At 72.4% G+C, this 19,694-nt stretch carries 20 protein-coding genes; 9 read left to right on the top strand and 11 right to left on the bottom strand.

Annotated features, from left to right (window positions below):
- Window positions 1–187: 187 nt before the first annotated feature.
- From rpsF to rplI, 4 genes are all read left to right on the top strand, one after another.
- Window positions 188–478 carry a 30S ribosomal protein S6 gene (gene rpsF, locus RM572_RS09195; protein WP_027765511.1) on the top strand — a complete coding sequence of 97 codons (291 nt, stop codon included), beginning with the start codon at window positions 188–190 and terminating at the stop codon, window positions 476–478.
- Between the two features lie 71 nt (window positions 479–549).
- Window positions 550–1,110 (top strand): single-stranded DNA-binding protein, encoded by a 561-nt coding sequence (locus RM572_RS09190; protein ID WP_027765512.1) that lies wholly within the window; start codon window positions 550–552, stop codon window positions 1,108–1,110.
- A gap of 68 nt (window positions 1,111–1,178) precedes the next feature.
- Entirely contained in the window at window positions 1,179–1,415 is a 237-nt protein-coding gene (gene rpsR / locus RM572_RS09185; RefSeq protein ID WP_027765513.1) for a 30S ribosomal protein S18, read from the top strand.
- Between the two features lie 18 nt (window positions 1,416–1,433).
- Window positions 1,434–1,880 (top strand): 50S ribosomal protein L9, encoded by a 447-nt coding sequence (gene rplI, locus RM572_RS09180; protein WP_027765514.1) that lies wholly within the window; start codon window positions 1,434–1,436, stop codon window positions 1,878–1,880.
- Between the two features lie 205 nt (window positions 1,881–2,085).
- On the opposite strand, the gene RM572_RS09175 is transcribed toward rplI, so the two are convergent.
- Window positions 2,086–3,426 (bottom strand): MATE family efflux transporter, encoded by a 1,341-nt coding sequence (locus RM572_RS09175; RefSeq protein WP_311672771.1) that lies wholly within the window; start codon window positions 3,424–3,426, stop codon window positions 2,086–2,088.
- Between the two features lie 472 nt (window positions 3,427–3,898).
- Between RM572_RS09175 and dnaB the strand changes: the two genes are divergently transcribed.
- Complete coding sequence (gene dnaB / locus RM572_RS09170) at window positions 3,899–5,410, top strand: replicative DNA helicase (RefSeq protein WP_027765516.1); 1,512 nt, start codon at window positions 3,899–3,901, stop codon at window positions 5,408–5,410.
- A 79-nt stretch (window positions 5,411–5,489) separates the two neighbouring features.
- On the opposite strand, the gene RM572_RS09165 is transcribed toward dnaB, so the two are convergent.
- Window positions 5,490–6,215 carry a dienelactone hydrolase family protein gene (locus RM572_RS09165; RefSeq protein ID WP_311672770.1) on the bottom strand — a complete coding sequence of 242 codons (726 nt, stop codon included), beginning with the start codon at window positions 6,213–6,215 and terminating at the stop codon, window positions 5,490–5,492.
- Between the two features lie 181 nt (window positions 6,216–6,396).
- On the bottom strand, window positions 6,397–7,173 hold the full coding sequence (locus tag RM572_RS09160) for a helix-turn-helix domain-containing protein (RefSeq protein WP_311672769.1): 777 nt from the start codon (window positions 7,171–7,173) through the stop codon (window positions 6,397–6,399).
- Between the two features lie 116 nt (window positions 7,174–7,289).
- On the opposite strand from RM572_RS09160, the gene RM572_RS09155 reads away from it, so the two are divergent.
- A complete protein-coding gene (locus RM572_RS09155; protein WP_311672768.1) occupies window positions 7,290–7,652 on the top strand; it encodes a nuclear transport factor 2 family protein in 363 nt (120 codons plus the stop codon).
- Window positions 7,653–7,760: 108 nt separating this feature from the next.
- Here the strand turns inward: RM572_RS09155 and RM572_RS09150 are convergent, their stop codons facing one another.
- Window positions 7,761–8,966: an MFS transporter gene (locus RM572_RS09150; protein ID WP_311672767.1), complete on the bottom strand. Its 1,206-nt coding sequence runs from the start codon at window positions 8,964–8,966 to the stop codon at window positions 7,761–7,763.
- A 92-nt stretch (window positions 8,967–9,058) separates the two neighbouring features.
- On the opposite strand from RM572_RS09150, the gene RM572_RS09145 reads away from it, so the two are divergent.
- Window positions 9,059–9,574, top strand: a complete 516-nt coding sequence (locus RM572_RS09145) for an ArsR/SmtB family transcription factor (RefSeq protein ID WP_311672766.1) — start codon at window positions 9,059–9,061, stop codon at window positions 9,572–9,574.
- Window positions 9,575–9,633: 59 nt separating this feature from the next.
- Here RM572_RS09145 and RM572_RS09140 read toward each other — a convergent pair whose 3' ends face one another.
- The 4 genes from RM572_RS09140 to RM572_RS09125 all read right to left on the bottom strand — a co-directional run bounded on the left by RM572_RS09140 (window position 9,634) and on the right by RM572_RS09125 (window position 12,936).
- Entirely contained in the window at window positions 9,634–10,719 is a 1,086-nt protein-coding gene (locus RM572_RS09140) for a restriction endonuclease (protein ID WP_311672765.1), read from the bottom strand.
- 137 nt (window positions 10,720–10,856) lie between these two features.
- Window positions 10,857–11,333: a GNAT family N-acetyltransferase gene (locus RM572_RS09135; RefSeq protein WP_311672764.1), complete on the bottom strand. Its 477-nt coding sequence runs from the start codon at window positions 11,331–11,333 to the stop codon at window positions 10,857–10,859.
- 65 nt (window positions 11,334–11,398) lie between these two features.
- Window positions 11,399–12,310 (bottom strand): GNAT family N-acetyltransferase, encoded by a 912-nt coding sequence (locus tag RM572_RS09130; RefSeq protein WP_311672763.1) that lies wholly within the window; start codon window positions 12,308–12,310, stop codon window positions 11,399–11,401.
- On the bottom strand, window positions 12,307–12,936 hold the full coding sequence (locus RM572_RS09125; RefSeq protein WP_311672762.1) for a DUF2269 domain-containing protein: 630 nt from the start codon (window positions 12,934–12,936) through the stop codon (window positions 12,307–12,309). Before RM572_RS09125 ends, RM572_RS09130 begins: the two co-directional genes overlap by 4 nt.
- Before the next feature lie 688 nt (window positions 12,937–13,624).
- Between RM572_RS09125 and RM572_RS09120 the strand changes: the two genes are divergently transcribed.
- Together RM572_RS09120 and RM572_RS29745 are read left to right on the top strand one after the other, a co-directional pair.
- Window positions 13,625–15,400 carry a globin domain-containing protein gene (locus tag RM572_RS09120; RefSeq protein ID WP_311672761.1) on the top strand — a complete coding sequence of 592 codons (1,776 nt, stop codon included), beginning with the start codon at window positions 13,625–13,627 and terminating at the stop codon, window positions 15,398–15,400.
- Between the two features lie 84 nt (window positions 15,401–15,484).
- Window positions 15,485–16,888, top strand: a complete 1,404-nt coding sequence (locus tag RM572_RS29745) for a pyridoxamine 5'-phosphate oxidase family protein (RefSeq protein ID WP_394813560.1) — start codon at window positions 15,485–15,487, stop codon at window positions 16,886–16,888.
- A gap of 72 nt (window positions 16,889–16,960) precedes the next feature.
- Here RM572_RS29745 and RM572_RS09110 read toward each other — a convergent pair whose 3' ends face one another.
- The 3 genes from RM572_RS09110 to RM572_RS09100 form a co-directional block, all read right to left on the bottom strand.
- On the bottom strand, window positions 16,961–17,446 hold the full coding sequence (locus RM572_RS09110; protein ID WP_311672760.1) for an NUDIX hydrolase: 486 nt from the start codon (window positions 17,444–17,446) through the stop codon (window positions 16,961–16,963).
- 102 nt (window positions 17,447–17,548) lie between these two features.
- Window positions 17,549–18,445, bottom strand: a complete 897-nt coding sequence (locus tag RM572_RS09105; RefSeq protein WP_311672759.1) for a LysR family transcriptional regulator — start codon at window positions 18,443–18,445, stop codon at window positions 17,549–17,551.
- Window positions 18,446–18,853: 408 nt separating this feature from the next.
- The gene (locus RM572_RS09100; RefSeq protein WP_311672758.1) at window positions 18,854–19,675 is read right to left on the bottom strand and encodes an alpha/beta fold hydrolase; all 822 of its coding nucleotides are present in this window, start codon (window positions 19,673–19,675) and stop codon (window positions 18,854–18,856) included.
- Between the last annotated feature and the right edge of the window lie 19 nt (window positions 19,676–19,694).

The raw sequence follows: 19,694 nt of genomic DNA, 5'->3' as shown, positions 1-19,694 counted from the left end.
ACGTGGCCGGATTTCAACCGGACGCCGCAGTGCGGGTACTCTGTACGGTCTGCACCCGACGTCCGCCGGCCCACGCCGGAGAGGCCCCGCGAAGGCGCGTCCCACGGGACCACGGTGCGGAAACGCATACGAACCTCCTGCCACGGAACGACCGTGGCCGCCGAGTCCAGAGGAGGTGGGTTCACACATGCGTCACTACGAGGTGATGGTCATCCTCGACCCCGATCTCGATGAGCGTTCTGTCTCCCCGCTGATCGAGAACTTCCTTTCCGTTGTCCGCGAGGGCAAGGGCAAGGTCGAGAAGGTCGACACCTGGGGCCGTCGTCGTCTCTCCTACGAGATCAACAAGAAGCCCGAGGGCATCTACTCGGTCATCGACCTGCAGGCCGAGCCCGCGCTCGTCAAGGAGCTCGACCGTCAGATGAACCTGAACGAGTCCGTGCTCCGGACCAAGGTCCTGCGTCCCGAGACCCACTGACCCGCCGGTCCCCGCACGGGGGCCGAACGAGTAGCACCAAGCAGCCAGCAGCACCGCCGAGAGGTTCACCCATGGCAGGCGAGACCGTCATCACGGTCGTCGGCAATCTCGTCGACGACCCCGAGCTGCGCTTCACCCCCTCCGGTGCGGCGGTCGCGAAGTTCCGCGTCGCGTCCACTCCCCGCACCTTCGACCGGCAGACCAACGAGTGGAAGGACGGCGACAGCCTGTTCCTCACCTGCTCGGTCTGGCGGCAGGCGGCGGAGAACGTCGCCGAGTCCCTCACCAAGGGCACCCGCGTCGTCGTGACGGGCCGGCTGAAGCAGCGGTCCTACGAGGACCGCGAGGGCATCAAGCGCACGGTCATCGACCTGGACGTCGACGAGGTCGGCGCCAGTCTGCGCAACGCCACCGCGAAGATCACCAAGACCACCGGGCGCGGTGGCCAGGGTGGCGGTGGCTGGGGCGGCGGCCAGGGCGGCCCCGGTGGCGGCGGCCAGCAGGGCGGCGGCGGACCCGCGGGCGACCCGTGGGCGACCGGCGCACCGGCCGGCGGCGGCCAGCAGGGCGGTGGCGGTGGCTGGGGCGGCGGCCCCAGCGGCGGCGGCTACTCGGACGAGCCGCCCTTCTGACGGCCCTGCGGGGCCCGAGGAAGGCGCAGCTCACGCTGCACACTTCTTGAACTCACTGGAGAGAGACCATGGCGAAGCCGCCTGCTCGCAAGCCGAAGAAGAAGGTTTGCGTCTTCTGCAAGGAAAAGATCAAGTACGTCGACTACAAGGACACGAACCTGCTGCGGAAGTTCATCTCCGACCGCGGCAAGATCCGTGCCCGCCGGGTCACCGGCAACTGCACCCAGCACCAGCGTGACGTCGCCACGGCCGTGAAGAACAGCCGTGAGATGGCGCTGCTCCCCTACACCTCGACCGCTCGCTAAGGAAAGGGTGACCACGACATGAAGATCATCCTTACCAACGAGGTCTCCGGCCTCGGCACCGCCGGCGAGGTCGTCGAGGTGCGGGACGGCTACGCCCGCAACTACCTGGTCCCGCGTGGCTTCGCCATCCGCTGGACCAAGGGCGGCGAGAAGGACGTCGAGCAGATCCGCCGCGGCCGCAAGATCCGCGAGATCGCCACGATCGAGCAGGCCAACGACGTGAAGGCCCAGATCGAGGGCGTGAAGGTCCGCATGAAGGTCCGCGCCGGCGACGGCGGCCGCCTCTTCGGCTCCGTCACCCCGGCCGACATCGCCACGGCGGTGAAGACCGCGGGCGGCCCGGACGTCGATAAGCGGCGCGTCGAGCTGGGCGCCCCGGTGAAGACGCTCGGCACCCACAAGGTGTCCGTGCGCCTGCACCCGGAGGTCCTCGCCTCCTTCGACATCGAGGTCCAGCCGGCCTGACCGCTGCACTCGCGGTAGCCGACGATCAAGGGCCGCACCCCGCGATGCGGGGTGCGGCCCTTGCGCATGCTCCGGCACGGCCCACCGGCCCACGGCCCACCGGCCCACGGCGCGCCGGCACGCGGCGCGCCGGCACGCGGCGCTCCGACCGATCGGCCGACCGGTACACGGCGGCCGGCGCCGCCCGTGCGGGGAGCCCCCCGCGCTACGCGCGCACCGCCCCCGTGACGACCCAGCGCCCGGAGCGCGCCCGCGCCCACAACGTGGCCAGGCGCATGCCCATCATCAGACCGGCGATCGTCCACCACAGCGCCGTCAGACCGCCGCCGAGCGTCGGTACCAGCAGGACCACCGGCGCGTACACCGCGAGCGTCGCCAGCATCGCCCCCGCAAGGTACGGGCCGTCGCCCGCGCCCATCAGCACGCCGTCCAGGACGAACACCACGCCCGCGATCGGCTGGGTCACCGCCACCACCAGCAGCGCGGCGGCCAGCCGGGCGTGCACGTCGGGGTCGGAGGAGAAGAGCGGCATCAGCAGCGGACGCGCCAGCACCACGGCCGTGCCCAGCACCAGGCCGGACACGACGCCCCACTGCACCATCCGCCGGCACGCGGCCCTGGCGCCCGCCTCGTCCCCCGCGCCCAGGTACCGGCCGATGATCGCCTGCCCCGCGATGGCGATCGCGTCCAGGGCGAAGGCCATCAGCGACCAGATGGTCAGCGTGATCTGGTGCGCCGCCACCTCGGCGTTCCCCAGGCGGGCGGCCACCGCCGTGGCCAGCACCAGGATGGCGCGCAGTGACAGCGTGCGGATCAGCAGCGGCGTCCCGGCCTGGGCGCAGGCCCGGATGCCGGCCAGGTTCGGCCGCAGCGACGCCCCGTACCGTCGCGCCCCCCGCACCACCACGGCCAGGTAGACGGCGGCCATGCCCCACTGGGCCAGGACCGTGCCCCACGCCGAACCGGCGATGCCCCAGCCGAACCCGTACACCAGCAGCAGATTGAGCAGTGCGTTCGCTGAGAAACCGCCGATCGCCACGTACAGCGGGGTCCGGGTGTCCTGGAGGCCGCGCAGGACACCGGTCGCGGCCAGGACCACCAGCATCGCGGGGATGCCGAGCGCGCTGACGCGCAGGTAGGTGGTGGCGTACGGCGCTGCCGTCGGAGAGGCGCCGAACAGCTCCACCAGCGCCGGGGCGCCGGGCAGCACCGCGGCCACCAGCAGGGCGCTGAGCAGCAGGGACAGCCACACGCCGTCCATGCCCTGCCGGATCGCGGCCGGCAGGTCGCCCGCGCCGACCCGGCGGGCGACCGCGGCGGTCGTGGCGTAGGCCAGGAACACGAAGACGTGCACCGCGGTCTGCAGCAGCGTCGCGGCGACGCCGAGCCCGGCGAGTTGCGGGGTCCCGAGGTGGCCCACGATCGCGCTGTCGACCAGAAGGAACAGCGGCTCCGCGACGAGTGCTCCGAAGGCGGGGAGGGCGAGCGCGAGGATCTCGCGGTCGTGGCGGCGCATGCCGGCGGAGCCGCGGGCGGGGCTGGTCATGGGTTCGATTCAAGCATCCACAGGTAATAGCTGCAAGGTGCTTTCATCTCTTACCGACGACTGCGAAGGGTGACGTCCGCTGCGCCGTTCGTCGTGATCTCGCGACCCGGCGGCAGGTTTTTTCCGCGCACAGGCAGTGGATGTCGTTCGTGCAGGTCAGAAGGCGTGCAGGAGGGGTCCGGCCGACTACTCCACAGCCCTGTCCACCGTTCCGTGCACAGCTTCGGCCGACTTCTCCACAGGAACCTCCGTGCTGTCCACAGAGCCTGTGGATAACAGAGTGGAGGAGGCCACCGTGACCCGCCTAACGTAGTCCGGCGCCTGCCTTCCGTTCCCCTCTTCTTCACCGCGTCCTCGGGGCGCCGACACGACGGGCCGGCGCCGCGAAATTGTCAGAGCCGTGCCGTAGGAAGAGGGGGCACTGCGGTGAGGTCCGGACCGGAGGCGACGGGCGGACGGGAGGAGGTGCGGCGTGACCCAGCAGCCGGAACACGTCGAGGATCCCTGGGCCGCGGACTCCGCCCCCGGCGACCGGCTGCCGTCCGTCTCCCAGCAGCGCCGCGGACGTGCGGGCCGCAACGGCTCCGGGGGCTCCGGCGGTCCCGGAGCGGAACAGCACGACCGCGGCTCCGACGGCGGCGTCTGGTCCGGCACCCCCTTCGAGCGGGTGCCCCCGCAGGACCTGGAGGCCGAGCAGTCCGTCCTGGGCGGCATGCTGCTCTCCAAGGACGCCATCGCGGACGTCGTCGAGGTCCTCAAGGGCCACGACTTCTACCGCCCCGCGCACGAGACGGTCTACCAGGCGATCCTCGACCTCTACGCCAAGGGCGAGCCCGCCGACCCCATCACCGTCGCCGCCGAACTCACCAAGCGCGGCGAGATCGGCCGCGTCGGCGGACCCGGCTACCTGCACTCCCTCGTGCAGTCCGTCCCCACCGCCGCGAACGCCGAGTACTACGCCGAGATCGTCCACGAACGGGCCGTGCTGCGCCGCCTCGTCGAGGCCGGCACCCGCATCACCCAGATGGGCTACGCGGCCGACGGCGACGTCGACGAGATCGTCAACTCCGCCCAGGCCGAGATCTACGCCGTCACCGAGGAACGCACCAGCGAGGACTACCTGCCGCTGGCCGACATCATGGAAGGCGCCCTCGACGAGATCGAGGCCATCGGCTCCCGCAGCGGGCAGATGACGGGCGTCCCCACCGGCTTCACCGACCTCGACTCCCTCACCAACGGCCTCCACCCCGGCCAGATGATCGTCATCGCGGCACGCCCCGCCATGGGTAAGTCCACCCTCGCCCTGGACTTCGCCCGGGCGTGCTCCATCAAGAACAACCTGCCGAGCGTGATCTTCTCGCTCGAGATGGGCCGGAACGAGATCGCGATGCGCCTGCTGTCCGCCGAGGCGCGGGTGGCGCTGCACCACATGCGGTCCGGGTCGATGACGGACGAGGACTGGACCCGCCTGGCCCGCCAGATGCCGTCGGTGACGGACGCGCCGCTGTACATCGACGACTCGCCGAACCTGTCGATGATGGAGATCCGGGCCAAGTGCCGCCGCCTGAAGCAGCGCAACGACCTCCAGCTGATCGTCATCGACTACCTCCAGCTGATGCAGACCGGCGGTTCCCGGCGCCCCGAGAGCCGCCAGCAGGAGGTCTCGGAGATGTCCCGGAACCTCAAGCTCCTCGCCAAGGAACTGGAGGTGCCCGTCATCGCGCTGTCCCAGCTGAACCGTGGCCCCGAACAGCGCACGGACAAGAAGCCGATGGTCTCCGACCTGCGTGAGTCGGGAAGCATCGAGCAGGACGCCGACATGGTGATCCTGCTGCACCGCGAGGACGCCTACGAGAAGGAGTCCCCCCGCGCCGGCGAGGCCGATCTCATCGTCGCCAAGCACCGCAACGGCCCGACCGCGACCATCACCGTGGCCTTCCAGGGCCACTACTCCCGCTTCGTCGACATGGCCGGCGGCATGTGAGACCTGCGGCAGGTTCGCCGATCCCGTTGTCGGCTTCTGCCCCGTCGTGACCTGACGAGGGCAGTCCTGCGGCTCCGGCTCACTCCGCTACGGGCAGGCACTCGGCGAGCAGGCCGACGATGTCGCGCCAGGCCCGCTGGGCGTGCTGCGGGTGGTGGCCGACGCCGGGGAGCACGGTCTGGTCGACCGTGGGGTGGTGGAAGGCGTGCAGGGCGCCTCCGTAGACCACGAGGCGCCAGTCGACGCCCGCGGCCTGCATCTCGGCGGCGAAGGCGTCCCGTTGCTCAGGGGGCATGATCGGGTCCTCCGATCCGACCCCGGCCCACACCGGGCAACGGATGCGCGCCGCCCCGCCCGGCCGACCGGTGGTCAGTGCGTTGACCGTCCCGATCGCCCGCAGGTCGACGCCGTCGCGCCCGAGTTCCAGCACGATCGCGCCCCCGGTGCCGTAGCCGATGGCGGCGATCCGGCCGGGGTCGGTCCGCGGTTCGGCACGCAGCACTTCGAGCGCCGCATGGCCGATGTTCCGCATCCGGTCGGGGTCGGCGAGCAGCGGCATGCAGCGCGCCAGCATCTCCTCGGGGTCGGTGAACCAGCGTCCGCCGTGGATGTCGAAGGCCAGCGCCACATACCCCAGTTCGGCCAGGGCGTCGGCACGTCGGCGCTGGAAGTCGTTCAGCCCCGGCCCCTCGGGCCCGATCAGCACCGCGGGTCGGCGGCCGGCACCGGCCGGGAGCGCGAGGTGCCCGATCATCGTCAAGCCGTCGGCCGGGTACTCGACCGTCCGCGTGGTAACAGTCGTCATGAAACGGGACAGTAGTGACCGTCGAGCCCGGTCGGGCCGGTCTTCACCGTCGGCGGAACAGCGTGGCTGCGGGCCCGTGGGTGGGCGCTGCGGGACCTGCTCCTGGCGGGCATCGAAACCGTTGCGGACCAAGCCGTCGGCCATCACCGGTCGTTGACGGAGCCCAGGGCGACCAGCGCGCTCAGGTGAAGCGTTGCCGGGTGGGTTCGTCGGCCGGGAGGAAGGTCTCCATGTGGAGGCCCTCCAGGGTGGCGTCGGTGGGGGTGGTGAGCTGCGCCGAGGTGCTGAAGAAGCGGAGCCGGCCGCCGTCCTCCGTGGTGAGTTCGAGGGCGAGGACCGGGCTGCCGGTCGGCGCGGTCCGGGGGGTGCCCGTGAGGTGTGCCCCGGCCTCCGCGGCCAGGGCGAGGTGGCGCGGGTCGTGGGTGCACTCGGCGCGGTGGACGATCTGGTGGTGCAGGTGCGAGGCCCACTCGGCGAAGTTGCCGATCCGCGGGGCCAGTCCGCCCGGGTGCAGGCACAACCTGATGACGTTGACCGGGGGTTCCAGCAGCTCCGGTGCGCACCCCTTCAGCAGTGCCTCGACGGCGGCGTTGGAGTCGACGACGTCCCAGTAGTCGTCCAGGAGCAGCGCCGGGTAGGGCAGGTGCGCGTCCAGCAGGTTGCGCAGGCCGTCCATGACGACGGCGACCGAGGCGTCGTCCAGGCCGCGGTCCCGGTACTGCGGCGCGTAGCCGCCCGCCAGCAGGAGTCGGTTCCGGTCGCGCAGGGGGACGTCGAGGGAGTCCGCCAGGTGCAGGATCATCTCCGGCGTCGGGTGTGCCCTGCCGGTCTCCACCCGGCTGACGTGCCGCGCCGACACCGAGGAGCGGTTCGACAGCTCCTGTTGGCTGAGGCGGCGGCGTTCCCGCCAGCCGCGCAGCAGGGGGCCGACCTCGCGGGTGTCCGTGGCGGTGCTCATGGCGCCAGCGTAGAGCGCTCCGGCAGGCTCGTCATGACCTCACAGGTCATGGTGCGGCTGCCGTGGGGCGTCCACTGTGGACTCGTCAACGCAGCGAACCAGCCGGAGGAGTGACCATGAACGCGAACGGCGTCGTCGAGGCCTACCTGTCCACGTGGAACTCCGAGGGCGAGCACCGGGCGAAGCTCATCGACGAGCACTGGGCGCCCGAGGTGGCCTACACCGATCCGCTGGCCGAGGTCTCCGGCCACGCGGCGCTCGCCGAACTGATCGAGGGAGTGCACCAGCAGTTCCCCGGCTGTGTGTTCACGCGCGTCGGCGACGTGGACGCCCACCACAGCCAGTTGCGCTTCCGCTGGGGCCTGGGGCCCGAGGGCGTCGAGCCCTCGGTGGTCGGCTTCGACGTCCTGGTCCTGGACGGTGACGGCCGCATCCTCGACGTCCGCGGTTTCCTCGACAAGGTGCCCGCCGGAGCCTGAGCGCGGCCCGTCGGCTCGGGTACCGCGGGCAGATCCCCCGAGGACGGGGGATCTGCCCGCGTCCGGCTGTGGGGACGGCCGGCGCAGGGGCACGAGGGGGAAGTCCCGTCACGAGGGCCCGTGTCGGGTACGGGACAGCGCGGCGGCCGCGGCGAGGGTGAGGGCGGCGGCGGTGCCCATCTGGACGCGGTGGTCGAGTGTGGCGACCATCGCGGAGCCGATCAGCAGGGCGATGCCCGTGGGGACGTAGAGGAGCGTGTGGGCGGTGGCGGCGACCCGGCCGACGAGGTGGTCGGGGGTCTCGCGCTGCACGGCGGTCATCGCGGCGATGAGGGGGACGGGCAGGCCGACGCCGATCAGGAGGCTGCCGGCCAGCACCGCCGGAGTGGAGGGCGTCGCACGGGCGAGGAGGCCGACGGCGAACACCACGACGGTGCAGACGACGACGCGCCGTTCGGGGAAGCGGCGCAGCAGGGCGCCGGTGCAGAGGCCGACGGCGACGGAACCGGCGCCCTGCACGGCGGTCAGGACGCCTGCGAACGCGGGGGCCCGGTCCAGAGCGTGGTCGATGAGGGCGAAGGTCGCCGCACTGCTGAGGCCGGCGGCGGCCATCGCTGTGCCGCCGGTGAGGACGAGGGGCCGCAGCGCCGGGTGTCCCCACAGGTAGCGGGCTCCTGCGGCGGTCCCGGTGGTACGGGTGCCGTCCGGTGGCGGGGGCGTGGCCGCGGGCGGGTGGCGTCGTGGCAGCCGGATGAGGGCGAAGGCGGCTGCGGCGAGTACGAAGGTGACGGCGTCCAGCAGGGCGACGGCGTGCCCGCCGAAGGCGGTGAAGAGGGCCGCTCCCGCGAGGGGCGCGAGGAGTTTGGCGCTCTCGGTGACGGTGCGTACCAGGCCGTTGAGGTCGCCGCGCAGCTCCGGCGGTACGACGGCGGGGACGAGGGCGGCCTCGGCCGCGTCGGAGACGACGGCTCCCGTGCCGACGAGGGTCAGCACGGCGAACAGCAGCCAGGTGTCGTGCGGGGCGTGGACGAGGAGGGGGAGGAGCAGCGTCGCGGCCAGCAGGAGGTGGACGGCGACCATCAGGCGGCGGCGGGGGAGGCGGTCGGCGAGTGCGCCCAGCGCGGGCCCGGCCAGGGCGGGCAGCCAGAAGCAGAAGGTGACCAGGGCGGCGAGGCCGTCGGAGCCGGTGAGCACCTTGACCCAGATGCCGGCGGCCAGCGCCATCGCGGAGTCGCCGAAACCGGAGACCAGGACGCCGCCGAGGTACAGCCCGGCGTTGCGGTCGCGGAGGACGCGGAGCGTCTGCCATGCCATCCGGTCGGCCCTCCTGCGGTGGCCGTCCCGGTGACGACCTACTCCCAATGTAATGATTGGGGGTGGCGTCTGTCGACGGCTACGGTGGGGACGTGACCGAGACCGATCCCGTACTGCGCGCGCTCGCCCATCCGCTGCGACTGCGGATGATGACGCTGATGTGGCCCGGCCCGCTGTCCGCCGCCGAACTCGCACGCGAACTGGAGGTCTCCCACGCGCTGGCAAGCCAGCATCTGCGGCAGCTTCGCGACGCGGGGCTGGTGGAGATGGCGGAGGAACGCGTCCGTCGCGGGGGCCGCGAGCGCCGCTACGCCGCCGTACGGGGACGGCCGCTGTCCGCACAGCGGGAGGGCGCGGTGCTGTTGGCCGAAACGTTGGCGCACACCCTGAGGGAGCGGATCGCCCGCCGCGACCCGGAGGGCGACGGCGTCACCTCGGACGCGGAACTGTGGGTGGACCCGCAGGTGTGGGAGGACGCCCGGCGGGCGCTCGTCGAGGCCACCGACGCCCTGCACGCCGCCGCTCGCCCGCCCCGTACGGAGGGCACGATGCCGGTGGGGCTGTCCCTGATGGCGTTTCCCCTGCGGCGGCCCGGCGCCGCCGACTAGACTGCGCGGGCCCGAAGCCGCAACTCTTTCTTGCGGCTTCGGGCCCATCTGCCGGGTCCTTACGGCTGCCGCAGCACCGGAAGGCGTGTCCCCGCGCTCCACCGCTCCAGCAGGCGCCGGTGGACGGCGGTGACGCCGTGGCGGACGGCGAGGTCCGTCGCGGCAGGGGTGAAGGTCGCCGTCGTCACGAAGAGAGCGACGTCCGCGTCGTACTCCACCCGCGCCATGCCGATGAACTTCTGCATCTCGCCGCTCTCCACGCGGCGGAACGGTGCGAAGTGCTTGCACTGCACGACGAGCGTGCGGCCGTCGGCCGTACGCCCGACGAGGTCGGCGCTCAGGTCGCTGTTGCTGCTGGTGTTGGCGACGCTCGGGCACCCGTCGCGGCGGCACAGGCCGGCGACGTGGTCCTCGAACTCCCGCCAGGTCATGGCGTCCATCGCCGCCATGCCGCCGTCGGGCATTCGCGCCCGCAGAGCCCGGTCGATGCGCGTGATCTCCCCGCGCATCCCGGAGATCTCCCGCCGGTTCTCGCCGCAGACCTCGATCATGTGGTTGAGGAGCGGCACGACGGTCTGGCCGATGACCGTCCGGACCGCGTCCTCCGCCACGCGGGCCATCCGCGCGTCCTGCTGTGCGAGCCGGTCGGTGACGGTCCGCTCGATGCGCTCGTCCAGCCACGTCACGAGGCTGTGGAGAACCGAGTCGTCCACAGGCTCGCCCGCCCGCGGGGCGCGTGAGGCCTCCTCGGCGTCGAGCAGGTACCTGCGAATCGCCCGCGCGACTTCACTGTCTCGCAAGAGCATCGCCACGTTGAGCACGGCCCGGCGCGTGTACAGGGTCAGGTTGGAGCGAGGCTGTGGACGACTCTGCTCATAGAGAGACAGGGTGTCTCTCTTAAAGACGTCCAGCTCAGAGCCTCGCAGTACCCGCATGCCGTTCTGTGTGAGCTCTTCGCGATGGCGCTGCATCAGTCGGTTGACGACGCGCTCGCCCACCTCGAAGTAGTCGGCCACCATCCGGGTCGTCACGTGCAGACCGTCCGGCAGCAGGGACAGGGCCCTGACCCTGTCGAGGACGTCCGTGCGTTCCGCGACGCTCGCGCGCAGGGTCTGCGACTCGAGCAGTACGCCTTCGTGCACCATGCGCCATCACTCCCTTCGGGCTCTTCGCCCATGTCAGGGGCTCGCCCTCACGGCGAGCCCTCGAATGGAGTAACGACTGCGAACGTATGAAGACACGAGCGACATACGAGCGTTCTTGCGACTGATCCGCTTCTGTGTCAACTCGCGCTGTGGAGCGACAACTTGAAGCCCACGTGGGAGGCCTCGAAGCCGAGGCGCTCGTAGAAGCGGTGCGCGTCGGTGCGGGTGGCGTCGGAGGTGAGCTGGACCAGGGCGCAGTCCTGGCGGCGGGACTCCTCGATCGCCCACTCGATGAGGCGGGTGCCCAGTCCCGTGCCGCGGGCCGAGCTGTGGACGCGCACGGCCTCGATCAGGGCGCGGGTGGAGCCCTTGCGGGAGAGGCCGGGGATGAGGGTGAGCTGCAGGGTGCCGATGATTCGGCCCTCGTGCTCGGCGACCATCAGGTGCTGGTGGGGGTCGTCGGCGATGTGGGTGAAGGCCGTCTCGTACGGCGTGAGGTCGTCGGGGCTCTCGCGCCGGGCGCCGAGGGCGTCGTCGGCGAGCATGGCGACGAGGGCCCCGAGGTCGTCGCGGGTGGCGCGCCGCATGGTGAAGTCGACGGATGCTGAGGTCATCCCGGCAGCTTAGGCACGTTGTTCGGGCGGCTGGCGGCTGGCGGCTGGCGGGTTGCGGGTTGCGGTCAGCCGAGGGCGACCGAGTAGGGAGCGAAGCGGAGGGCGGGGTCACCGGGGATGTCGGGGGCGGTGCGGACCATCAGGGTGCAGCTGAAGTCGCCGGTCAGGCCGCGAGCACGGAGCCAGTCGCCGAGTTCGGGGTGATGTCCGCCGAGGTCGAAGCGGACGGGGCCCGGTGCGTGGAGGGCGAGGTCGGTGATCAGCTTCTGGGCGGTGGCGGTGTCGTGGGCGACGACCGGGCCGAGGACGGTGGTGCCGTCGTTGGGCCAGGAGGCGGCGAAGCCCGAAAGGGTGCCGTGGGGGTCGTCGGGGTCGTGCGCGACGACGAAGCGGTCGGCGAAGGCCGGGAGGCGGGCGAGGAGTTCGGTGCGGTCGGCGCCGAACGCGCGGGCGTCCAGGGCGCGTACGGCGGCCAGGTCCGCGGCCCGCGCGGGCCGTACGGCGGCGGGCCGGACGTCGTCGCCGTCGACGGGGGTGAACGGGCCGCGCAGCATGCAGGAGGTGCCGACCGGTCTGAAGCCGAGTTCCTCGTAGAGCGGGCGGCCGTTGGGGGTGGCGGAAAGGAACGCTGCGCGGTCGCCGGACTCGGAGAGTGCGTGGCGCATGAGGTGGCGGCCGAGCCCGCGGCGGGCGAAGCGTTCGGCGACGAGGACCATGCTGACGCAGGTGTAGGCGCGCCCGCCGGGGAGTGCGGGGTAAGGGGTGAGGACGAAGGCACCTGCGAGGGCCCCGGGCCGGTGGGGTGCGTCGATGCCGTAGCCGCGGCCCGCGGTGAGGAGCAGGCGCCACTTGTGGGCTTCCCGTCCCCAGCCGCGGGATTCGGCGAGGTCACCGCAGGCGGCGAGGTCGTCGAGGGTGAGCCGGCGGACGTGGGGCCGCAGCAGCTCGGTGGACGCGGTGGGTGAGGAAGTCGTCACGTGCCCAGCGTGCCTGACGGGGCGTCGGGGTGGCCAGGTCTTTTCCGCTCTGGCCTGGTCTTTCTTTCCTGCGGGCTTCCGTACGGCTCGCCGCGACGGTGGTCTTGCGTGCCGGGGCGGCGGCCGCGGCGGGTGCGGCCCCAGGGCTTGAGCACGGAGACGGCGGTCATGAAGAGGTAGAGGGCGAGGGAGACGCTCGGCGGGAAGAGCACTGCGTACGCGTCGACCCTGTCGCCGGCCGTCACGGCGGCGGCCGCACGGTCGAGGGCGGGGCGGAGGGCGAGGAGTGAGGCGGTGCCGGCGACGAGGGTGAGCCAGAACTTCGTCCACACCCAGCGGTACCGCGCCAGGCCCCAGTGGGTGCCGAGGGAGAGGACGAGCCCGGTGGTGAAGGTGAGGAGGGCGAGCGGGGCGACGAGCAGGTCCCCGAAGACGTCCATCGCCCGGTAGGCGACCTCGTCCGTGGCCGGGGACGCGGTGGCGGCTGCGGTGAGGGCGAGGGTCAGGAGGCAGAGCGTGAGACCGAGCCAGGCGGCGGAGGCGGCGACGTGGACGACGAGCAGGGCGCGGCGCAGCGGGCGCGGGAGGGCGGCTCGCGCTCCGGGGGAGGCGGGTGTGGAGGCCATGTGTGCACGGTCCCCGGCGTGGGAGGGGGTGCGCGTCTGCCCGGTGGAGTATCCGCGCCTACTCGCCCGCGAGTACGGGCGGACCGAGGGACCGAGGACCGAGGGGCCGAGTGACCGGCGGGACCCGGGAAGGTGATCTGTGTCTCACTGCACCCGACCAGGTTGTGGAGATGCTGAAACCGTGGCACCTGCATGCGCGGTGTTGTCCGTGTCGCGGAAGGACCGGGTGTGACGGGTGAGCAGAGGTGAACGGTGCGTCAGGGGGTGAACGGGTGTGGAATCGGGGGCCGTGGGGAATTTCCCTCGAATTCCGTGTCCACCAGCGCTGTTCGGACGGCTCGGTGCGGTATCCGGTGGTTCCTGCCGACTTCCCGGTCCGGCTCGCGGGCGGGTGTGTGAAGGGGTGTTCCGGGCTGTGGGGTGCCGTGTCCCCGCAGGGCGAGGAGGGCGATCCGCGCGAGACGTACGAGGTCGTACAGTACCGTCACCAATTCCCCATGATGGGCAGAATCCAGGAATTGGGCGGAACGGTGAGCGGGGCTTGTGGATCGATGCCATAACGGTATGGTCGACTCCGCATCGCCGGGTTGGTGTTCCACGGCCGATGCCTCAGGGGGTCTCAAATGCAGGCACTTTCCGGCTCCGGGTGTGCGTGGACCGAAGGAAGACGTTCGAGGCGAGGCAGATCATGACCACCACGTCGGCCGGTGACGGCACTTCTGCGGGTGACAGCGGTGGCGGCGGCGACTGGAGCTGGTTCGCCCCGGCCCGTAAGGGTGCCGCATCCGCGCCGGAGGGCGACGGGCAGGAGCGTGAGCCGGAAGCGGGCGGGACGCCCAGCCGGCCGGTGACACCGATACGTCCGGTGGGGTCGGGTGCCGAGCGACGTGCCTCCACCCCGGGCGGATCCCCGTATCCCGGTGGCGAGGGCGCTGTGCCCCCGCCGCGTGCGGAGGCCCCGGAGCCGGGCGGGCCCGGTCCGGGTGCGGCGGCGCCGTACGGGAATCCGGGCGCGGCCGGCGCTTACGGAGGGCCCTCTCCGTACGGCTCTCCCCTGCATCCCGGGCGGCCGGGGCCGGTGCGGCAGCACGGTCCGGGCGGCGAGGAGCACCAGCGTGTCGAGCCGGAGGGTCCGTACCAGGGGTTCGGGCCCGGGGACCGGATGTCCGGCGGGCCCGCGGGTGCGCCGTCGCACGAGCCGGCGGGACGTCCGCCGGAGGCCCGGAACCCCGCGGCCCACGACCCGTTCGGCGTCCATGACCAGCCGCCCGCGCAGGAGCCGGCGGCGCCGGAGGCGTCTCCTGACGCCGTGCTGATCCGGCGCACCATGACGGAGATCGAGCCGGTCGCCGATGCGGCCACCGCCTACTTCTACGCGATGCTGTTCGTGCAGCATCCGCATCTGCGGGAGCTGTTCCCGGCCTCGATGGACGCGCAGCGCGACCGCCTGTTCCGGGCGTTGCTGACGGCGGCCCGGCTGATCGACGAGCCGGAGACCCTGGGCAAGTACCTGTCCGGGCTCGGCCGCGGCCACCGCAAGTACGGCACCGCGCCGGAGCACTATCCGGCGGTCGGCGAGTGCCTGTTGGGCGCGCTCACCCAGTACTGCCGCACCACCTGGAGCGACGAGGCGGAGGCCGCCTGGGTGCGGGCGTACACCGCGATCTCGCAGACGATGATCGACGCGGCGGCGGAGGACGAGAAGCACGCGCCCGCGTGGTGGAACGCGGAGATCGTGGCGCACGAGATGCGGACCCGGGACATCGCGGTGATCACCGTGCGCCCGGACCAGCCGTATCCCTTTCTGGCCGGGCAGTACACGAGCGTGGAGACGCCGTGGTGGCCGCGGGTGTGGCGGCACTACTCCTTCGCGTCGGCGCCGCGTTCGGACGGATTGCTCACCTTCCACGTGAAGTGCGTGCCCGCCGGCTGGGTCTCCAGTGCGCTGGTCAACCGGGCGCGGCAGGGCGACGTGGTCCGGCTGGGTCCGCCTGCCGGTTCGATGACGGTCGACCACGCGACGGACAGCGGTCTGCTCTGTCTGGGCGGCGGTACGGGCATCGCGCCGATCAAGGCGCTGATCGAGGACGTCGCGGAGCACGGCCGGGCCCGTCCGGTCGAGGTGTTCTACGGCGCGCGCAACGACCACGACCTGTACGACCTGCGGACCATGCTGCGCATGGAGGAGCGGCACCGGTGGCTGTCGGTGCGGCCGGTGGTCTCGGACGGCGATCCGGCGTTCCGGCGCCCGTCGGTGAACGCGGACGCGGCGGGGGCCGCGCTGCTGGCCGGCGACCTGCCCGAGGTGGTGCAGCAGTACGGGCCGTGGAGTGCGTACACCGGGTATCTCTCCGGTCCGCCGGGGCTGATCCGCAGCGGTGTCGACGCGCTCCGGGGGGTCGGGATACCGGCGCACCGGATACGGCACGACTCCCTGGAGGAACTGGTCGCCGCGGCGGAGTGACGCCGCCGCTCTACGCGCGGAACATGGTTGGGGCCGGCGGTCGGCGGCCGGGTCCAGGGGAAGTCGGAGAAGGAGACAGCTGAGGTGGCAGACGCCGAGAGGGCCCACGGGGCCGGGGCGGACGGGAGATCCGACGAGCACGGTGCGGCGACGGCCGTCCCGCTGCGCCGGCCGGGCAGCGACGGCGAGCATGCGCTGCAGCAGCGCATGGGCACGGCGGAGCGCGCGGACCGGTTCTACGACCAGCAGGTCCTGGACCACCTCAACGAGCGGATGCGGGAGTTCGTGCAGGGCCAGGAGATGTTCTTCCTGGCCACCGCGGACCGGCACGGCGAGTGCGACAACACCTTCCGGGCCGGGCCGCCCGGCTTCCTGCGGGTGCTGGACGAACGCACTCTGCTCTTCCCCGAGTACCGGGGCAACGGCGTGCACGCCTCGCTCGGCAACCTGCAGGAGAACCCGCACGTGGGCATCCTGCTGATGGACTTCCTCCGGGCGCGGATCGGTCTGCACGTCAACGGGCGCGCGGAGGTCCTCGAGGACACGGCGGTGCGCACCGAGCACCCCGATCTGCCGGAGGACCCGGTGCCGGGCCGCCGGGCGCGGATGTGGGTGAAGGTGTGGGTGGACGAGGCGTACATCCACTGTGCGAAGCACATCCCTCACCTGCAGAAGGTCCCCAAGGGCGCGGGGCGCGACTGGGGCACCGACGACCACAAGCGCAAGGGCGGCGACTTCTTCGGCAGCGCGCGGGAGGCGCGGGAGCGCGGACCGGTCGAGTGGGAGCCGCGGGAGCACGAGCCGCCGCCGCTGCCCGGGCAGCGGCCGCTGGCCCAGCCGGAGGACCTGCCGCCCCGGCCCGCGCTGCCGTCCGTCGCGGAGCCGGGCGCCGAGCCGGCGGCGGAACCGGCCGCGGAACCGGCGGGTGTGCCGGCGGCCGAACCGGCCCTGGAACCCGTCGCGTCGAGGGAGCAGGTTCCCGAGGACGCCCCCACGCAGAGCTTCGAGCGGATACCCGCGTACGGCGCGCCGCGGCACGCCCGCAGGTACCCGGAGCACCAGACGCCGGTCGCGCAGTGGCGGGCCGTGCCGGGTGCTTCGGGTCGGCAGGTGCCGCCGCTGCCCGGGGTGCCGCCGCAGGCCGCCGCGCGAGGCGACGCGCCGTGGCGGTACCGGCACGGTGAGGTCCACGCATCCACCCACGGCGCCGGGTCGTACGGCGGTGGTGACGCGTTCCCGGGTGGTGACGCGTTCCCGGGTGGTGACGCGTTCGGCGGTGGTGACGTGTACGGCGAGAACGGCGCCGCCCGGGTGCCGCCCGGGGCGGGTGCGGCGGCCGGGGCGTCCGCGGTGATCGCGGCGCGCGGCGCGGTGCCGACGGGCGAGGACGCGGAGTCCTGGCGCATGGAGGCGGAACGGGCGTTGGAGGACGCGCAGCAACGGGCGGCGGACGAGGAGTCCTCCTCGTTCCAGGGCTGGTTCGGCTGAGACCGGTTCCGGGTCGTCGCGGCCGGTCGGGCGTCGGGGGAAACGGGCGGGCACGGCGGCCCCGGTCGTGGTTCAGTCGAGGCCGGGGTCCAGCAGGGCCCGGACGCCCTCCAGGTTGCGGTCGAGGTAGCCGCGCAGCGTCGGCGGGACGACGTCGACGGAGGCGATGCCCTCGCGGGTGAAGGGGAGACGTACGACCTCGTACTCGCCGCAGGGTTCCTCGACCTCGGGTCCGTGCCGCCGGGAGAGGTCCATGCTCTCCAGCCGGCAGGCGAAGAAGAACTGCACCTTCACGCCCTCCCGGCCGTCGTCCGTGGTGTGCGGGACGGTGTCGACGAAGGCGGGGACGACGTCGCCCACCTCGGCGCCGAGTTCCTCGTCGACCTCGCGGTGCAGGGCCCGTACGACGCTTTCGTCCACGTCGGGTTCCACGCCCCCGCCCGGGGTGATCCAGTACGGGGCCAGGCCGGGCTTCGTCCGCTTGATGACGATCATGTGGTCGCCGTCGAGCAGGATGGCGCGGGCGGTGCGTTTGACCACGGGACGTTCGGGGGTCATGCAGGAGGTCTGGCCCGTGGTGCGGCGGCTGAAACCCGCCTGCTGCGCGGCCGGCCCGGGGGCGCGGCGTGCGCGCCGTTGGCCCGGCGGAGCCGCCGGAGGTCACCAGTCGGCGGACGCGCGCAACAGCCACTCGTGGGTGCGGGCGATGTGCGGGAGGGCCAGGGTGCCCGCCCGCACGGTGAGGAAGTAGGTGCGCAGCGGGGGCACGGGCGGCTCCAGCAGGGCGGCCAGCGCCCCGCTCGCCAGGTGCTCGGCGCACAGGTAGCGGGGCAGCACGGCCATGCCCGCGCCGTGCAGCACGCACTGGAGCACGGCGCGCAGGTCCGGGGCGATGACCGTGCCGGACTGGAGCAGCGGCTGGTCGAAGACGGCGGCCCAGTAGCGGGTCATCAGCGGCATGCTCTCGTGGACCGACAGCGCCGGTACGTCCTCCAGCGCGGCGGGTCCCTTTGCGCGCACCACGGCCGCGCCGCCGAGCCGGGCGGCCCAGCGGGGCGCGGCGACCAGGACCAGCTCCTCGTCGCACAGCGGGGTGGTGGCCAGGAGGCGGCCGCGGGGGCGGCCGGTGGTGAGGGCGAGGTCGCTGTGGCCGGCGGCGAGCCCTTCGAGAACCTCCTCGGTGCTGCCGAACGCGGCGCGCAGGGAAAGGCCCTGGTCGACCAGGGCGGTGAGTGCGGGCACGGCCCGCAGCGCGGTGAACTCGGGCGGGCCGGCGAGGTGCACGGTGCGGCCGGCGCTCTCCTCGTCGAGGCCCCTTTCGGTGATCTCGGTCAGGGCGTCGAGGTGTGGGGCGACCTTGCGGGCGAGCTCCTCGCCGACGGCGGTGGCGGTGACGCCGCGGGCCATCCGGTGGAAGAGCGGACGGCCGATCTGGCCCTCCAGGGTGCGGATCTGCCCGGTGACGGCCGGCTGGGAGAGACCGAGGAGTACCGCGCCGCGGGTGAAGGAACCGGCGCGGTGCACCGCCAGGAACGTGCGCAGCAGCGCCAGGTCCATCGGTCCTCCACTCGTGTGCGGGGGTGCGAACGTGCGGAACGCGCGCCGGGGCGCGCGAGGAAGCGGACGGGGTGTGGCTGTGCGTCCCCGGTCCCTTCCGCATCGTCACGGTGGGTATCGCAACGATAAATATATCGATAGGCAAGTGTCACTACGGTGATTGGACACTGACGCTGAGTCAACTAGCCTTGGGGTGCGGTTCTTCGCGCGTTGAAAAACGGCGCGTTCGAGACAGGAGGGGGGAGTCTCGAAACGTCGTTCACCGACCGCTTCGGCCGCACGCCCCGGGGGACGTACAGGGGCGCCGGGGGGATGTACGGGGGCACACCGCGACCGGGGGCCGCACCGATCGGTGCGGCCCCCGGTCGTCGGCGCGGGGGCGCTCCCCTGCCGGGAGACCGTCCCGGCTCACCCGGCGAGGAAGTCGAGCAGATCCCGGTGGAACCGCGTCCGGTAGTCGCCGACCAGCCCGTGCGGTGCTCCCGGATAGATGCGGAGCGTGGCGTCCTTCAGTCGTTCCGCGGACTTGGGCGCGGAAGCCTGCAGAGGCACGATCTGGTCGTCGTCGCCGTGGGCCACGAGCGTGGGAACGTCGATGCGGAGCAGGTCCTCCTCGAAGTCGGTCTCGGAGAACTGCGCGATGCAGTCGAGCGCGCCCTTGATCCCCACCTGCATGCTCATCAGCCAGAAGGCGTCCCGGACGCCCTGCGAGACGGTGGCACCGGACCGGTTCGCACCGTAGAACGGGCCGGACAGGTCGCGGTAGAACTGGGACCTGTCGGCGCGGACCGAGGCGCGCAGATCGTCGAACACCTCGATCGGCTGGCCCTCCGGGTTGTGGTCGGTGCGCAGCATCAGCGGCGGTACGGCGCCGAGCAGTACCAGCGACCGGGTCCGTGCCGTGCCGTGCCGTCCGAGGTAGCGGGTGACCTCGCCGCCTCCCGTGGAGTGGCCGACAAGCGTGAGGTCGGTGAGGTCCAGGGCCTCGACGAGGGCGGCGAGGTCGTCGGCGTAGGTGTCCATGTCGTTGCCGTGCCAGGGCTGCGACGACCGGCCGTGCCCGCGCCGGTCGTGCGCGACGACGCGGTGGCCGTGCTCGGCGACGGCGAGCAGTTCGGGGTCCCAGACGTCGGCGTTCAGGGGCCAGCCGTGGCTGAACACCACGGGACGCCCGGCACCCCAGTCCTTGTAGTGGATGTGGGTTCCGTCGGTCGTGGTCACGTGCGGCATCTGCGGTCCTCCTTGCCTC

This window comes from Streptomyces hazeniae, from assembly GCF_031845485.1.
Taxonomy (GTDB): Bacteria; Actinomycetota; Actinomycetes; order Streptomycetales; family Streptomycetaceae; genus Streptomyces; species Streptomyces hazeniae.
This window is presented reverse-complemented; position numbering and strand designations above follow the sequence as displayed.

Excerpts from the sequence above, each read along its gene's own strand:
- rpsF (WP_027765511.1), top strand. The coding sequence starts at position 188 with ATGCGTCACTACGAGGTGATGGTCATCCTCGACCCCGATCTCGATGAG.
- RM572_RS09190 (WP_027765512.1), top strand. The coding sequence starts at position 550 with ATGGCAGGCGAGACCGTCATCACGGTCGTCGGCAATCTCGTCGACGAC.
- rpsR (WP_027765513.1), top strand. The coding sequence starts at position 1,179 with ATGGCGAAGCCGCCTGCTCGCAAGCCGAAGAAGAAGGTTTGCGTCTTC.
- rplI (WP_027765514.1), top strand. The coding sequence starts at position 1,434 with ATGAAGATCATCCTTACCAACGAGGTCTCCGGCCTCGGCACCGCCGGC.
- RM572_RS09175 (WP_311672771.1), bottom strand. The coding sequence starts at position 3,426 with ATGACCAGCCCCGCCCGCGGCTCCGCCGGCATGCGCCGCCACGACCGC.
- RM572_RS09165 (WP_311672770.1), bottom strand. The coding sequence starts at position 6,215 with ATGACGACTGTTACCACGCGGACGGTCGAGTACCCGGCCGACGGCTTG.
- RM572_RS09160 (WP_311672769.1), bottom strand. The coding sequence starts at position 7,173 with ATGAGCACCGCCACGGACACCCGCGAGGTCGGCCCCCTGCTGCGCGGC.
- RM572_RS09155 (WP_311672768.1), top strand. The coding sequence starts at position 7,290 with ATGAACGCGAACGGCGTCGTCGAGGCCTACCTGTCCACGTGGAACTCC.
- RM572_RS09150 (WP_311672767.1), bottom strand. The coding sequence starts at position 8,966 with ATGGCATGGCAGACGCTCCGCGTCCTCCGCGACCGCAACGCCGGGCTG.
- RM572_RS09140 (WP_311672765.1), bottom strand. The coding sequence starts at position 10,719 with ATGGTGCACGAAGGCGTACTGCTCGAGTCGCAGACCCTGCGCGCGAGC.
- RM572_RS09135 (WP_311672764.1), bottom strand. The coding sequence starts at position 11,333 with ATGACCTCAGCATCCGTCGACTTCACCATGCGGCGCGCCACCCGCGAC.
- RM572_RS09125 (WP_311672762.1), bottom strand. The coding sequence starts at position 12,936 with ATGGCCTCCACACCCGCCTCCCCCGGAGCGCGAGCCGCCCTCCCGCGC.
- RM572_RS09120 (WP_311672761.1), top strand. The coding sequence starts at position 13,625 with ATGACCACCACGTCGGCCGGTGACGGCACTTCTGCGGGTGACAGCGGT.
- RM572_RS09110 (WP_311672760.1), bottom strand. The coding sequence starts at position 17,446 with ATGACCCCCGAACGTCCCGTGGTCAAACGCACCGCCCGCGCCATCCTG.
- RM572_RS09105 (WP_311672759.1), bottom strand. The coding sequence starts at position 18,445 with ATGGACCTGGCGCTGCTGCGCACGTTCCTGGCGGTGCACCGCGCCGGT.
- RM572_RS09100 (WP_311672758.1), bottom strand. The coding sequence starts at position 19,675 with ATGCCGCACGTGACCACGACCGACGGAACCCACATCCACTACAAGGAC.